13 protein-coding genes are annotated in these 14,164 nt (G+C 59.8%); 9 read left to right on the forward strand and 4 right to left on the reverse strand.

Going from position 1 to position 14,164, the window contains the following annotated elements:
• Position 1 precedes the first annotated feature (1 nt).
• Entirely contained in the window at positions 2-937 is a 936-nt protein-coding gene (locus tag AB4Z25_RS02800) for a lipid A biosynthesis lauroyl acyltransferase (protein WP_112516001.1), read from the forward strand.
• Positions 938-1,123: 186 nt separating this feature from the next.
• A complete protein-coding gene (locus AB4Z25_RS02805) occupies positions 1,124-1,834 on the forward strand; it encodes a PAS domain-containing protein (RefSeq protein ID WP_112537659.1) in 711 nt (236 codons plus the stop codon).
• Positions 1,835-1,873: 39 nt separating this feature from the next.
• Here the strand turns inward: AB4Z25_RS02805 and AB4Z25_RS02810 are convergent, their stop codons facing one another.
• The 3 genes from AB4Z25_RS02810 to AB4Z25_RS02820 are packed head-to-tail and all read right to left on the reverse strand — an operon-like array spanning position 1,874 to position 3,222.
• Entirely contained in the window at positions 1,874-2,467 is a 594-nt protein-coding gene (locus tag AB4Z25_RS02810) for a YdeI/OmpD-associated family protein (protein ID WP_442207845.1), read from the reverse strand.
• Between the two features lie 2 nt (positions 2,468-2,469).
• A complete protein-coding gene (locus tag AB4Z25_RS02815; RefSeq protein ID WP_112537657.1) occupies positions 2,470-2,823 on the reverse strand; it encodes a VOC family protein in 354 nt (117 codons plus the stop codon).
• Entirely contained in the window at positions 2,824-3,222 is a 399-nt protein-coding gene (locus AB4Z25_RS02820; protein WP_112516122.1) for an SRPBCC family protein, read from the reverse strand.
• Positions 3,223-3,409: 187 nt separating this feature from the next.
• Between AB4Z25_RS02820 and gndA the strand changes: the two genes are divergently transcribed.
• Positions 3,410-4,840, forward strand: a complete 1,431-nt coding sequence (gndA, locus tag AB4Z25_RS02825; protein ID WP_112537656.1) for an NADP-dependent phosphogluconate dehydrogenase — start codon at positions 3,410-3,412, stop codon at positions 4,838-4,840.
• A gap of 84 nt (positions 4,841-4,924) precedes the next feature.
• On the opposite strand, the gene AB4Z25_RS02830 is transcribed toward gndA, so the two are convergent.
• Entirely contained in the window at positions 4,925-5,962 is a 1,038-nt protein-coding gene (locus tag AB4Z25_RS02830; RefSeq protein WP_112537655.1) for a LacI family transcriptional regulator, read from the reverse strand.
• A gap of 456 nt (positions 5,963-6,418) precedes the next feature.
• Here AB4Z25_RS02830 and AB4Z25_RS02835 point away from each other — a divergent pair, with 456 nt between their 5' ends.
• The 6 genes from AB4Z25_RS02835 to AB4Z25_RS02860 all read left to right on the forward strand — a co-directional run bounded on the left by AB4Z25_RS02835 (position 6,419) and on the right by AB4Z25_RS02860 (position 14,163).
• Positions 6,419-7,651 carry an ABC transporter substrate-binding protein gene (locus AB4Z25_RS02835; RefSeq protein WP_112387125.1) on the forward strand — a complete coding sequence of 411 codons (1,233 nt, stop codon included), beginning with the start codon at positions 6,419-6,421 and terminating at the stop codon, positions 7,649-7,651.
• A 197-nt stretch (positions 7,652-7,848) separates the two neighbouring features.
• The gene (locus AB4Z25_RS02840) at positions 7,849-8,754 is read left to right on the forward strand and encodes a carbohydrate ABC transporter permease (protein WP_112516006.1); all 906 of its coding nucleotides are present in this window, start codon (positions 7,849-7,851) and stop codon (positions 8,752-8,754) included.
• Complete coding sequence (locus AB4Z25_RS02845) at positions 8,747-9,691, forward strand: carbohydrate ABC transporter permease (RefSeq protein WP_112537654.1); 945 nt, start codon at positions 8,747-8,749, stop codon at positions 9,689-9,691. The genes AB4Z25_RS02840 and AB4Z25_RS02845 overlap by 8 nt, the downstream gene beginning before the upstream one ends.
• A 2-nt stretch (positions 9,692-9,693) precedes the next feature.
• Complete coding sequence (locus tag AB4Z25_RS02850) at positions 9,694-10,779, forward strand: ABC transporter ATP-binding protein (RefSeq protein ID WP_112537653.1); 1,086 nt, start codon at positions 9,694-9,696, stop codon at positions 10,777-10,779.
• 121 nt (positions 10,780-10,900) lie between these two features.
• Positions 10,901-13,366: a glycoside hydrolase family 2 protein gene (locus AB4Z25_RS02855; RefSeq protein WP_112537652.1), complete on the forward strand. Its 2,466-nt coding sequence runs from the start codon at positions 10,901-10,903 to the stop codon at positions 13,364-13,366.
• Between the two features lie 35 nt (positions 13,367-13,401).
• On the forward strand, positions 13,402-14,163 hold the full coding sequence (locus AB4Z25_RS02860; protein WP_112537651.1) for a sugar phosphate isomerase/epimerase family protein: 762 nt from the start codon (positions 13,402-13,404) through the stop codon (positions 14,161-14,163).
• Position 14,164: the final 1 nt, after the last annotated feature.

Below are 14,164 nucleotides of genomic sequence, written 5' to 3' on the forward strand. Positions count from 1 at the left end.
TGTGAAGCTTTTCATTACCCGGATCGTTCTCAAGCTCGAACATTTTCGCCAGTGGCTGATCGCCCAGCTGATGTTCGGCTTCCTGAACTTCCTGAAGATCTTTCCGGCTGATGGGGCTATCCGCTTTGCCGACTGGCTGACCCGCAAGATCGGCCCGCGGACGCGGCGCCACAAGCTGATGCTCGTCAATCTGCGCAACGCCTTTCCCGAAAAGAGCGAAGACGAGATTCAGGCGATCGCGCTTGGCAGCTGGGGCAATATGGGCCGCCTTGCCGCCGAGTATGTCTTCCTTGACAGGCTTTTCGACTTCGATCCGGAACGATCTGAGCCCGGCCGGATCGAGGTGACAGGCATCCCGCTGTTTCTCGATCTTCGCGACAATCCGCGGCCGTTCATCGTCTTTACCGCGCATAGCGGCAATTTCGAGCTGCTGCCGGTGGCTGGTGCCGCCTTTGGCCTCAATGTGACGGTTCTCTTCCGCCCGCCGAACAACCCTTACGTGGCGCAGAAGGTCTTCGATTTCCGCAGTGCGCGCATGGGTAAGCTCGTGCCATCGCATGCCGGTTCGTCCTTCACGCTGGCGCGGCAGCTCGAAGCCGGGCAGGGCGTCGGTGTTCTCGTCGATCAGAAGTTCAAGAAGGGGCTGAAGACACGCTTCTTTGGCATCGATACGACGACCAATCCTCTCGTTCCCAAGCTCGTGCGCCAGTTCGGATGCGAAGTCTACCCGGCGCGCTGCATTCGCCTGCCGGGAAATCGCTATCGGCTGGAGATCGAGCCGCAGCTGGAAATCCCCCGCGACTCAGCCGGCAATCTCGACCTGACGGCAATGGCGCAGATGCTGAACGACAAGGTCGAAAGCTGGGTCCGGGAATATCCAGAGCAATGGCTCTGGTACCACGACCGGTGGAAAATCAAGGAAAGCGTGCTCAACTAGAGCTTATACCCCTAAATTTCGTATGTGAAAATATGACCGCCGTTCACATTGAATGTGAACGGCGTTCATGTTAGTGCTTGCCACCAAGGCGAGTAGCCGGTTGGGGAAGATCGGGAATCGACGAAACCTGCCGTGAAAACTGACATATGCTGGTTTCCCCTATGTGTCAGGGGATTGGGGGGCATATTGCTGGAACTTCTGCAGGCATTTTCTTCACGTTGCTCACAAATCGATGCGGCGATCCGCGCGGGCGACGATCATCAAGTTTCAACTCTTGATAGCGAGTTCGAGGCGCTGATCGGCGCTATTGTTACGTATCAGGCGTCGAATATCGTCGAAATTCACATGCAGCTGCAATTCGTCGTCTGTTTGCTGGAGCAGAATGCCGATGATTGCGCGAGCGTGATGGGCTATGCGGCGACGCTTTCAAATCTGCTGGACCGCTATTTCGGCAATTCCGGCAAGCCGCGCCAGATCCCGGCACCGGCGGAACGGTTGCCGAAGCCGGATGGCTATGTCCCGAACATGGACAACGGCAATTTCCTGAACTCGGCTATTCTCGAGACGCTGCCGGATCGTGTTGCCGTGCTGACGCGCGACTATCGCTATCTCTATTCCAACCCGACGAACTGCACTTATCTCGGCCGCAAGCCGATCGACATGATCGGCCGGCACGTCGCCGAGTTCATCGGCGCCGAGCGCTTCGAGAAAACCAAGGCACATTTCGACGCCTGCTTTGCGGGGGACCGGGTGGAATACAATTACGAACGCACCAGCGGCGAGGGCGCGAAACTGATGCGCTGCCGCATGTCGCCCCTGCGCGACAATGGCGGGCGGGTGATCGGGGCGCTGATCATGATGGAGAATGTCAAAGCGCCTGAAACGGTAAGGGTCTAGGATCGGGGCTTTGCCTGTGTGGCGACGCGCCGGGGATGGCTAATCGTTCGGCCCCTTGCCCTCGAATATCTGCGGGATAGCCTTGTCGATCCTGGACTCGCGGGTCTTCGATTGCTTCGGCTGTGCGAAATGCAGCAGATAGGCGCGCTGGCGGCCCGGGGTGAGGGCGGTGAACGCGGCTTTGAGGGCAGCGTCGCCATCAAGCCTTGTCTGAAACTCGTCCGGCACCGTGAACTCGGTGGTCTTCTTGTAGTCGACCTTCAGCCCTGCTTTCTCGACCTCGATCGCCTGCTGCACGTAGGACTTCAGCAGGTTCTCCATGCCGGAAATCTGTTCGGCGCTGGTAAAGCGGATCTGGCGGGCAGCCTGGACGTTGTCCGTCTGCTGGATGAGGATACCGGCTTCATCCTTCATCAAGGCGCCCTTGAAGAAGAGCAGGGCGCAATAATCCTTGAAACCGTGGATCAGGACGATGTTGGCCTTGCCGACTGTGTAGCAGGGTTCGCCCCATTTCAGCTCTTCGGTCAGGCCGCAATCGAGGACGATCGTTCGCAGTCTGGCGCTTTCCTCGCGCCAGGTATCCTTGCGGGCGAAGTAGGCATCGACCTTCGGGTTGGTTGTTTGCGCCGCCATGCTCAATCCTTGCTCCAGACCGCGAGTTCGTAGCCGTCGGGATCGGTGAAATGAAAGCGCCGACCGCCCGGGAAGGCGGTGATCGGCTTGACGATTGTACCGCCGGCTTTGCCGGTTGCGTCCAAAGCGGCTTCCAGATCGCTGGCATAGAGAATGACCAGCGGGCCGCCCGGCCGGGGCTTGTCCAGCGCCGTGAAACCGCCCGTCAGCCTGCCGTCGCTGAATTCGCAATAGGCAGGGCCATAATCCTTGAAGCTCCAGCCGAAGGCCGCCCCATAGAAGGCTTTCGATGCCTCGATATCGGCGACATTGAATTCGATATAGTCGATGCGAAGCACCGTCTGATCACTGGCCATTTATTTCTCCATCAGCGCCTTCAGCGCATGCAGATCCTTCTCGACATGGGCGCCATCGGCGGCGAACTGCTCATCCGTCATGCCGGGCTGCTTCAGCAGCGTGAACATCACCTCGCAGCCATCGCCATTGGGAACGATGCGCAGCGCATTATAGACGCGCATGCCGCTTTCGATTGTCACCGTATGGTCGATGATGCCGAACTTGTTGGCCGGCACGAAGCTGACCCTGACGGTGCCGAGCACGCCCTTGGCGATCCAGTCGTCGCCATCTCTTTCAAGGCCGGAGGCGAGGCCTGATGCCCAGAGCGGCATATTCTCCGGCTCGCCGGCAAACGCGTAGACATCCTGCCAATCGCGATCGATCGAGCAATGGACGATCCTTGCGGTCATCGTTGTCATCAAGTCCTCCCGGCACTTGGCTGCGCCTGATCTGTCCCATGCGAGATGGCGCGCGATCGCCATCGATCAATATCGCGCCTTGCCGATCGGGTCCACCGGAGGGGCCGATTTTGGCGCCTTCGATACTTGCCGTTTCCGGCTTAGAGTGCCACAACACCGGTCGAATTTGACTCATCGGAGGATTGTCGTGGAAAAGGCAGAAATCGGACTGATCGGCCTTGCCGTCATGGGTTCCAACCTGGCGCTGAACATTGCCGAAAAGGGCAACAAGATTGCGGTTTTCAACCGCACACCCGAGAAAACCGACGAGTTCTACGAGAGCGCCGGTGATCTGAAGAAGCAGATCGTTCCGTGCAAGACGATCGAGGAATTCGTCGAGGCGATCCGCCCGCCGCGCCCAATCATCATCATGATCAAGGCCGGCGAGCCGGTCGACCAGCAGATGGAGCTGTTGCGCCCCTACCTTTCCAAGGGCGACATCATGATCGACGCCGGCAACGCCAACTTCCGCGACACCATCGCCCGTTTCGACCGCCTCAAGGATACCGACCTGACCTTCATCGGCATGGGTGTCTCCGGTGGTGAGGAAGGTGCGCGTCACGGCCCGTCGATCATGGTCGGCGGCACGGAAGACAGCTGGAAGCGTGTCGAGAAGGTGCTGACCTCGATTGCTGCCAAGTACAAGGGCGACCCCTGCGTTGCCTGGCTCGGCAATGACGGCGCCGGTCACTTCGTCAAGACGATCCATAACGGCATCGAATATGCCGACATGCAGATGATCGCCGAAATCTACGGCATTTTCCGCGACGGCCTCGGCAAGAGCTCGACCGATATCAGCAAGATCTTCGGCCAGTGGAACAAGGGCCGCCTCAATTCCTACCTGATCGAGATTTCCGAGAAGGTGCTTGCTGCGACCGACCCGATCTCCAAGGGCTCGATGGTCGACATGATCCTCGACAAGGCCGGCCAGAAGGGCACCGGCAAGTGGTCGGCGATCGAAGCGCAGAACATGGGTATTCCCGCGACTGCGATCGAAGCGGCCGTTGCTGCGCGTTCGATCTCGTCGATGAAGGGCGAGCGCGAAGCGGCTGAAAAGATCTTCGGCAAGCCGGAATACAAGTTCCCGATCGCTTACGGTCCGGAACTCGACAAGGATCTGGAATTGGCGCTCTTCGCCGCCAAGATCGGCGCTTACGCACAGGGCTTCGCCGTGATGGCGGAAGCATCCCGCGAATTCAAGTGGTCGCTGCCGATGCCGACAATTGCCAAGATCTGGCGCGACGGCTGCATCATCCGCTCGCAGTTCCTCGACGAGATCACCTCGGCCTTCACCAAGGCGCCGGATGCAGCAAACCTGATCGTCACGCCGGCCTTCTCGGAGATGGTCAAGGAATCGATCCCGGCGCTTCGCCGCGTCGTCACCGCCGCTCTTCAGGCTGGTCTGCCGGTTCCGGCGCTGACCTCGGCGCTGACCTACTTCGACGCCTACCGCCAGGGCCGTGGCACCGCCAACCTGATCCAGGCCCAGCGCGACTTCTTCGGCGCCCACGGCTTCGACCGCCTGGACGGCAAGGACTTCCACCACGGCCCGTGGGGCAGTGGTGCCGCGACCTTCTGAGGTCTGTCTATCTGGAGTGAGAAAAGCCCGGTTTCGACCGGGCTTTTTTCGTTTGTAAGAGGTGGGGATGCGGCTTCCGAACTCTTAGCGCCGCCCATCCGGCCACACCGGTTTGCTGACGCTTTGCAGCAGTTCCGGTTCGATGCCGTCGATGCGGGCGATGACGGCCTTGGCCATTTCGCGGCCGGCGTGGCGGACGTCTTCATAGGCGGTGATGATCTCGGGGCGGATCCAGTTGAGGATCGGCGCGGATTCCTTCGAGACCATGTCGACGTCCTTGCCGAGGCGCTTGCCGGCGGCCTCGATCCCGGCATTGACGGCGATGGCAGCACTTCCGGCGGAACAGACGATCGCGTCGGGTGCGCCCGGCGAGCGCATCATCGTCTCCACAGCATTCCTGATCTCGTCGAGCGGCGCATCGATATTGACCCTGAGCGGCACTTCCTCGGCGCCGTAGTCGTGCAGGCCGGTCTGGAAGCCGATCCGCGTGTGGGTGTAATAGGTGAGTTTGCTCGGCGGTTGCAGCAGCGCGATGTGCTTGCGGCCGCGCTCGACTAGCCGCTTCACGGCCTCGTGCGCGAAGGCCTCGTTGTCGAAGTCGTGGTAGGGATGAACGAGGCCGGCATCGGTGCGGCCGTGGGTCGCGAAGGGAATGTTCTGCTCGGCCAGCAGGCGCACGCGCGCATCATCCGGCTCGATGCGCGAGATGATGACGCCATCCGCCGAGCCGGTATCGAGAATATAGCGCACCGGCGCCATCGGATCGCGGCTGTGGGAATGCGGCGTGACGACGATGTGGTAGGGCGTTCCGGTCAGCACTTCCGAGATGCCGAAGACCATCTGGCTTGAAAAGCCCATGATCTCCTCGTCGATCGACAGAACCAGCGCGATAACGTTAGTCTTGCCAGTGCGAAGGCGGACGCCGGCGCGGTTTGGCTGGTATCCGAGCTGACGCGCCACCATGCGCACCCGCTCCTTGGTTTCAGCGCCGATATCCGGTGCGTCCTTCAGGGCGCGCGAGACGGTGGTGATGCCAAGACCGGTCATGAAGGCGATCGTCTTCAGCGTCGGACGCTCGCGCTGGACCGTCGCCGCCCCTGCGAAATTTCCCTTGTTTTCCATAGGTCTAAGCTACCCTCACGCGATTTGCGTCTGCTTATAGATGCTTTTTGAACGCGCCGTAAGCGCATCCGCATCGAAAAGCCGCTCCTCCCTAAGTCACAAAATCTGTAACGATACAGTAGAAAAGTCGAGCACTTTTTGATGCCTTTAGGGCAGGGATAGACGCATAGGTTGAATCGATGGAAATCGCACAGATTTTTTGCGGCTGCGAAGGGTCGCAATTGGATTTTTTTGAGAATACTTGTAAATATATAAGCTATAACAATTATTTATGTCATGAAGTGCGCTGCGGTATTGACCGCACAAGTTGGCGCCATAGATGCACGTTTCCTGGTTTTTTGACAGGTATGGGTAGCAATCGCAGGCGCTAAAGAAAATTTTACGTGCAGGCTGTTGCGTCAAAAAATCGATTGCACTAAGTTTTTCCGGCAACGTTTCAGTGAGGGAGGAGAACTCATGAATATCCGTTCGTTCGCGGCCATGCTTGCCGCTTCGGTCATCATTCCGTTTAGCGCCGCGCAGGCGACCGATCTCGAAGTCACCCATTGGTGGACCTCGGGCGGCGAAGCTGCGGCTGTCGCAGAACTCGCCAAGGCATTCGATGCCACCGGCAACAAGTGGGTCGACGGTGCCATTGCAGGTTCCGGCGGCACCGCACGTCCGATCATGATCAGCCGCATCACCGGTGGCGATCCGATGGGCGCCACGCAGTTCAACCACGGCCGTCAGGCTGAAGAACTCGTCCAGGCCGGCCTGATGCGCGACCTGACCGATGTCGCTACGGCAGAACACTGGAAGGACATCGTCCGTCCGTCGAACCTGCTCGATTCCTGCACCATCGACGGCAAGATCTACTGCGCCCCTGTAAACATCCACTCCTGGCAGTGGCTGTGGCTCTCGAATGCCGCCTTCAAGAAGGCCGGTGTCGAAGTGCCGAAGAACTGGGACGAATTGGTCGCTGCTGCACCGGCTCTCGAAAAGGCAGGCATCGTGCCGCTCGCCGTCGGCGGTCAGGCATGGCAGTCCGCAGGCGCGTTTGACGTTCTGCTGCTGGCTCTCGCCGGCAAGGATACATTCTACAAGGTCTACAAGGACAAGGATGCGGAAGTCGCCGCTGGCCCCGAGATCGCCAAGGTCTTCAAGGCTGCAGACGACGCCCGCAAGATGTCCAAGGGCACCAACGTCCAGGATTGGAACCAGGCAACCAACATGGTCATCACCGGCAAGGCCGGCGGTCAGATCATGGGTGACTGGGCGCAGGGCGAATTCCAGCTTGCCGGTCAGAAGGCCGGTGTGGACTATACCTGCCTTCCGGGCCTCGGCGTAACTGACATGATCGCAACGGGCGGCGATGCCTTCTACTTCCCGCTGCTGAAGGACGAAGAGAAGTCCAAGGCGCAGGCCGTTCTCGCCAAGACGCTGCTCGACCCCAAGACCCAGGTTGCCTTCAACCTGAAAAAGGGTTCGCTGCCGGTTCGTGGTGACGTTGATCTCGGGGCTGCCAACGACTGCATGAAGAAGGGTCTCGACATCCTTGCCAAGGGCAATGTCGTCGAATGGACCGACCAGCTGCTTTCGGCAGACAGCCAGAAGCAGAAGGAAGACCTCTTCTCCGAGTTCTTCTCCACGGCGATGACTGTCGAAGACGCTCAGAAGCGCTTCGCCGGTATCATCGGCTCCGCTGACTGATCCCGTATATCTGCCCTTGCGGTCCGGCCCTGCTTTTCAGGGCCGGATCTGCACTGATCTTCGGGATCGGCGGGCGGGCTAGGTCTCAGGCGTCCTTGAGAGGGCGGCGCTGAGATGGAGACGATTGGAAGTTCGCCCGCAGGGCCGTCTTCCATTCCGGATCACGAAACGCGATTGCGATTTCAGGAGGAGCCACAATGACGGGTCAAGCGCGAGCAGGCCGGCCAAACCAATTACTGCGCAATCTGAATGCGAAGATTGCATCCATTCCCATGATCCTGACCGCGGTGGTTATCTTCCTCGGCGGAACGGTCTGGACCGTATTCTATTCCTTCACCAATTCGAAGCTGCTGCCGCGCATGAGCTTCGTCGGCTTCGATCAGTATCAGCGGCTCTGGGCCGCGCCGCGCTGGGTGACGGCGATCGAGAATCTTGCCGTCTATGGCATTCTCTCGCTGATCTTCTCCCTGGTGATCGGCTTCGTGCTGGCGGCGCTGATGGATCAGAAGATCCGTTTCGAAAACACCTTCCGCACCATTTTCCTCTATCCTTTCGCGCTGTCCTTCATCGTCACCGGTCTCGTCTGGCAATGGGTCCTGAACCCCGATTTCGGCGTGCAGTCCGTGGTGCGTTCGATGGGATGGACGAGCTTCACCTTCAATCCGCTCTATACGCCTGAGATCGTCATCTACGGCATCCTGATCGCCGCCCTCTGGCAGGGCACGGGGCTGGTCATGTGCCTGATGCTGGCGGGTCTTCGCGGCATCGACGAAGACATCTGGAAGGCCTCGCGCGTCGACGGCATCCCGATGTGGAAGACCTATCTGTTCATCGTCATCCCAATGATGCGCCCTGTTTTCATCACCACGCTCGTCATCATCGCGTCCGGCATCGTCAAGGTCTACGACCTCGTGGTGGCGCAGACCTCGGGCGGTCCGGGCATCTCGTCGGAAGTGCCTGCAAAATACGTCTACGACTACATGTTCCAGGCGCAGAATCTCGGTCAGGGCTTTGCCGCATCGACGATGATGCTGATCACTGTCGCGATCATCATCGTTCCCTGGGCCTATCTGGAATTCGGTGGAGGGCGCAAGCGTGGCTGATACAGGAACCCTCAACACCACTGCTGCCGGCATAGACGCCGTCAGGCCGAAGCTCGGCGCCGGGCCGAGCGGGCCGCGGCCGAAGCCGATGCTGTCGGGCCGCAACATCATGCTCTACGGCACGCTGACGGTAGCAGCTCTCTATTACCTGCTGCCGCTCTATGTGATGGTCGTCACCTCGCTGAAGGGCATGCCCGAAATCCGCATGGGCAACATCTTCTCGCCGCCGATGGAAATCACGTTCGAACCCTGGGTGAAGGCTTGGGCTGAGGCCTGCACGGGTCTCAACTGCGACGGCCTTTCGCGCGGCTTCTGGAACTCGGTGCGCATCACCGTTCCGTCGGTGGTGATCTCGATCGCCATTGCCTCGGTCAATGGCTATGCGCTCGCCAACTGGCGCTTCAAAGGATCGGAACTGTTCTTCTCGATCCTGATCATCGGCGCCTTCATTCCCTATCAGGTGATGATCTATCCGATCGTTATCGTGCTGCGCGAAATCGGCCTCTATGGCAGCCTGACGGGCCTCGTCATCGTCCATTCGATCTTCGGCATGCCGATCCTGACGCTCTTGTTCCGCAACTACTTCGTGTCGCTGCCGCAGGAACTCTTCAAGGCGGCGCGCGTCGATGGCGCGGGCTTCTGGCAGATCTTCCTGCGCATCATGGTGCCGATGTCGCTGCCGATCTTCGTCGTGGCGATGATCCTGCAGGTCACCGGTATCTGGAACGACTTCCTCTTCGGCGTCGTCTTCACCCGTCCTGACACCTATCCGATGACGGTTCAGCTGAACAACATCGTCAATTCCGTCCAGGGTGTGAAGGAATACAACGTCAACATGGCCGCAACGATCCTGACGGGTCTGGTGCCGCTTATCGTCTACTTCGTGTCCGGGCGTCTTTTCGTCCGCGGTATCGCCGCCGGCGCAGTGAAAGGTTGATCATGAACACAAGCGTTTCCATCAAAGATCTGTCGCTGAATTTCGGTGCCGTCAGCGTCCTCAAGGACCTGAACCTCGAAATCAACGACGGCGAGTTCCTGGTTCTGCTCGGCTCATCCGGCTGCGGCAAGTCCACGCTGTTGAACTGCATTGCCGGACTGCTCGACGCGTCCGAAGGGCAGATCTACATCAAGGGCAAGAACGTCACCTGGGAAGAACCCAAGGACCGCGGCATCGGCATGGTGTTCCAGTCCTACGCGCTCTATCCGCAGATGACGGTCGAGAAGAACCTGTCCTTCGGCCTGAAGGTCGCAAAGATCCCGCAGGCCGAGATCGACAAGCGTGTCGCCCGCGCTTCCGAAATCCTGCAGATCCAGTCGCTTCTGAAGCGCAAGCCGGCGGAGCTTTCCGGCGGCCAGCGTCAGCGTGTGGCGATCGGCCGTGCGCTGGTGCGCGATGTCGATGTCTTCCTGTTCGACGAGCCGCTCTCGAACCTCGATGCGAAACTGCGCTCGGAACTGCGCGTCGAGATCAAGCGTCTGCACCAGTCGCTGAAGAACACGATGATCTACGTCACCCATGACCAGATCGAGGCGCTGACACTCGCCGATCGTATCGCCATCATGAAGAGCGGCATCATCCAGCAGCTCGCCGATCCGACGACGATCTATAACAAGCCGCGCAATCTCTTCGTTGCAGGCTTCATCGGCTCACCGTCGATGAATTTCCTGCACGGCGAGCTCACAAATGCCGGTGGCAAGACGGCCTTCGTTTCCAACGGCGTGACCTTCTCGCTCGACGGCTATCAGACCGAGCAGACGCTGCAGCCTGGCCGCAAGGTGGTTCTCGGCGTCCGACCCGAGCATATCAAGGTGAACGAGAATATCGGCGCCGAGGTGCACGAGGCGACGGTCGATATCGAAGAGCCGATGGGCGCCGACAACCTGCTGTGGCTGAAGCATGCCGGGCATACCATGTCCGTGCGCATCGCCGGTTCGCGCCGCTTTGCCCCGGGTACGCCGGTCAAGCTCAGCTTCGATATGTCGCTTGCCTCGCTGTTTGACGCAGCCAGCGAAGACCGTATCTAAATCGCAATACAGGCGGGGCGATGGCTCCGCCTGATCTTCAATAGCGGCCCTCCAGCCGTCCAAATTCGGCCGCGGTCCGGTTCGTCCGGCACCTCCCAAGGCGGCCTGATCGGGTACTATCATGACGTCCTTGCCGAAGAACGGTTCCTCCATCGATCTCGCGGGCAGCTGGCAGCTGGCCTCCGCCGATGGCGAAATCAAGAGCACGATCGCAATCCCCGGCGATGTGCATTCCGCGCTCCATGCCGCCAAGCTCATCCCGGATCCGTATTTCGGCCGCAACGAAGAAACGATCCAGTGGGTGGCGCACCAGGAATGGGCGATCGAGCGCAGCTTCAAGCTGAAGGAGACGGAGGGCGACTGGTATCTGGATATCGATTATCTCGATACGGTGGCCTCGGTCTTCGTCAACGGCTTCCTGGCGCTGTCTGCCGACAACTGCTTCCGCCGCTACCGGCCGGATGTTTCGTCGATGCTGAAGGCTGGTGACAACACCATCCGCATCGTCTTCAAGTCGAGCATCGCCGAAGGTGCCGACAGGCAGGGCAAGCAGCCTTTCTACATTCCGTACCATCCCGGCAATTCGCCGATCGCCAACGGCAACCTGCTGCGCAAGCCGCAGTGCCATTTCGGTTGGGACTGGAACATCGCGATTGCGCCGCTCGGCCTCTATGGCACCATTACGCTGCAGAAGCTGGAGACGGCACGCATCGAGCAGGTGACGACGCGCCAGACGCACAATCTCGATGGCAGCGTCGAGGTGCTGGTGACGGCCACGCTCCATTCCAAGAACCCGGGCATCGTGCAGGTTCATTTTACGCTGGATGGCGAGCGCGTGCGATTGGATGTCGGCGTCAGCGGCGGTGAGACCGTCGTCAATCACGTCTTCCAGATCGACAAGCCGAAGCTCTGGTGGCCGGCGGGCAGCGGCGAGCAGGCGCTCTATGAGCTGACCGTCGATTTGCCGACGGACGTGGTGACGAAGCAGATCGGCATTCGCACCATCGAACTGATCACCACGCCTGACGCTGCCGGTAGCCGCTTTGCCTTCAAGGTGAATGGCCACGAGATCTTCTGCCGTGGCGCCAACTGGATCCCGGCAGATGCGCTGTTTTCGCTGTCTTCACCAGAGAAGACCGAAGATCTGCTGCAATCTGCGAAAGCCGCCAACATGAACATGATCCGCGTCTGGGGCGGCGGTTTCTACGAGCAGGATTATTTCTACGATCTCTGCGACCGGCTAGGCCTGATGGTCTGGCAAGACTTCATGTTCGCCTGCAATCTCTATCCCTCGACCGAAGACTTTCTCGATAACGTCGCCGTCGAGGTCGATTACCAGGTCAAGCGGCTGTCGTCGCATCCGTCGATCGCGCTCTGGTGCGGCGACAACGAGCTGGTGGGCGCGCTCACCTGGTTCGATGAATCGAAGAAGGATCGCGACCGGTATCTCGTCTCTTACGACCGGCTGAACCGGACCATTGAGCAATCGGTGAAGAAGGCGCTTCCGGGCGCGCTGTGGTGGCCGTCCAGCCCGGCTTCCGGCTATCTCGATTTCGGCGATGCCTGGCATGCCGATGGTTCCGGCGATATGCACTACTGGTCGGTCTGGCACGAGAACAAGTCGTTCGACAATTACCGCACGGTGCGGCCGCGCTTCTGCTCGGAATTCGGCTTCCAGTCCTACACGTCGCTGCCTGTCATCAAGACCTATGCGGACGCGAAGGACATGAATGTCGCATCGCCGGTGATGGAGCTGCACCAGAAGAATGCCGGCGGCAACGAGCGGATTGCCGGGACGATGTTCCGCTATTTCCGCTTCCCGAAGGATTTCCCGAATTTCGTCTATCTCAGCCAGATCCAGCAGGGCCTGGCGATCAAGACGGCGGTGGAATACTGGCGATCGCTGAAGCCACATTGCATGGGCACGATCTACTGGCAGCTCAACGACACCTGGCCGGTCGCCTCGTGGTCGAGCCTTGATTACGGTGGCCGCTGGAAGGCGATGCACTATCTCGTCAAGCGCTTCTTCCAGCCGGTGGCGGTCGCAGCGATCCCCAATGACGATGGCAAGGCGATCCGTTTCTCGCTGGTCAACGATACGCTGGATGAAGTCAGCGTCGATCTTTCGATCTCGATTCTGACGATGAAGGGCGAACGCAAGCATCTGAAGGATGTGCAGGCGATCTGCACGCCGGATGCGGCGGTCACGGCTGCCTCGATCGACCTGTCCGACGTTCCCGACGGGACGCTGCTTGCCTGGCGCTTCACGGCGTCGAACGGCATGGCCGGCGAGGGGCATTATGTCCACGGCACTTACAAGGCGCTGGAGCTCGAACCCGCCGGCTTGCAGGTGACCCACGAATATCTGGATGAGGACGGTTCCGTCTGCCTCAATGTCACCGCCAAGGGACTGGCGCTTTTCGTGATGATCGAGACGGACGAGGACGGCAAATATTCCGACAACGCCTTCGATCTCGCGGCTGGTGAAACCCGCCGCATCACCTTCACCCCGGCAAATCCGCTCGAGAAGGACAAGCTGCCGGACTTCCGTTTCTATGATCTGCATTCCTGCCAGTCGGCAGAATGATTTGAAAGATGGGCACGAGGCCCGAGGAGGATACTATGACGAAACTCAGCTTCCAGCTTTACAGCGCGCGCAACTTCCAGCCCTATTCGGCGATCTTCGAAAAGCTCGGCAAGGCCGGCTATCAGGAAGTCGAAGGCTTCGGCGGCATCTATGCCGATCTCGACGATGCCGGCCTGAAGAGCCTGCGCGCCGAACTCGACAAGAACGGTCTGACGATGGCGACCGGCCATTTCAGCCCGGATTTCCTCGACGGCGAAGTCAAGAAGTCGCTCAACATCGCAAAGACGCTGGGCATGGATTCGATCTATGCGCCGCATCTGGCGGCCGAACAGCGCCCGAGCGATGGTGCCGGCTGGCTGGCATTCGGCAAGCGCCTGCATGAGATGGCTAAGCCCTTCAAGGATGCAGGTTACGAGTTCGGCTGGCACAACCACGACTTCGAATTCGTCAAGCTCGCCGACGGCTCGCTGCCGATCGAGCGTATCTTCGAAGGCGCGCCGGATATTTCCTGGGAAGCCGATATTGCCTGGGTCGTCCGTGGCGGTGCCGATCCCTTCGCCTGGATCGAAAAGCTCGGCTCGCGGATCACGGCGGTTCACGTCAAGGACATTGCGCCTGCAGGCGAGAACAAGAACGAAGACGGCTGGGCCGACGTCGGTCACGGCACGCTGCCCTGGGCAAAGCTGATCGCGGCTCTTAAGGGCACCAAGGCAAAGCATTTCGTCGTCGAACATGACAATCCGGCTGATATCGACCGCCTGATCACCCGCTCGATCGCATCCTACAAGACCTATTGAG

It is taken from the genome of Rhizobium sp. RAF36, from assembly GCF_052114105.1.
Taxonomy (GTDB): Bacteria; Pseudomonadota; Alphaproteobacteria; order Rhizobiales; family Rhizobiaceae; genus Rhizobium.

Bases quoted from the DNA above. Each gene is read 5' to 3' on its own strand.
- AB4Z25_RS02810 (WP_442207845.1), bottom strand. From the start codon at position 2,467: ATGGCGGCGCAAACAACCAACCCGAAGGTCGATGCCTACTTCGCCCGC.
- AB4Z25_RS02815 (WP_112537657.1), bottom strand. From the start codon at position 2,823: ATGGCCAGTGATCAGACGGTGCTTCGCATCGACTATATCGAATTCAAT.
- AB4Z25_RS02820 (WP_112516122.1), bottom strand. From the start codon at position 3,222: ATGACAACGATGACCGCAAGGATCGTCCATTGCTCGATCGATCGCGAT.
- AB4Z25_RS02830 (WP_112537655.1), bottom strand. From the start codon at position 5,962: ATGGAAAACAAGGGAAATTTCGCAGGGGCGGCGACGGTCCAGCGCGAG.
- AB4Z25_RS02835 (WP_112387125.1), top strand. From the start codon at position 6,419: ATGAATATCCGTTCGTTCGCGGCCATGCTTGCCGCTTCGGTCATCATT.
- AB4Z25_RS02840 (WP_112516006.1), top strand. From the start codon at position 7,849: ATGACGGGTCAAGCGCGAGCAGGCCGGCCAAACCAATTACTGCGCAAT.
- AB4Z25_RS02850 (WP_112537653.1), top strand. From the start codon at position 9,694: ATGAACACAAGCGTTTCCATCAAAGATCTGTCGCTGAATTTCGGTGCC.
- AB4Z25_RS02855 (WP_112537652.1), top strand. From the start codon at position 10,901: ATGACGTCCTTGCCGAAGAACGGTTCCTCCATCGATCTCGCGGGCAGC.
- AB4Z25_RS02860 (WP_112537651.1), top strand. From the start codon at position 13,402: ATGACGAAACTCAGCTTCCAGCTTTACAGCGCGCGCAACTTCCAGCCC.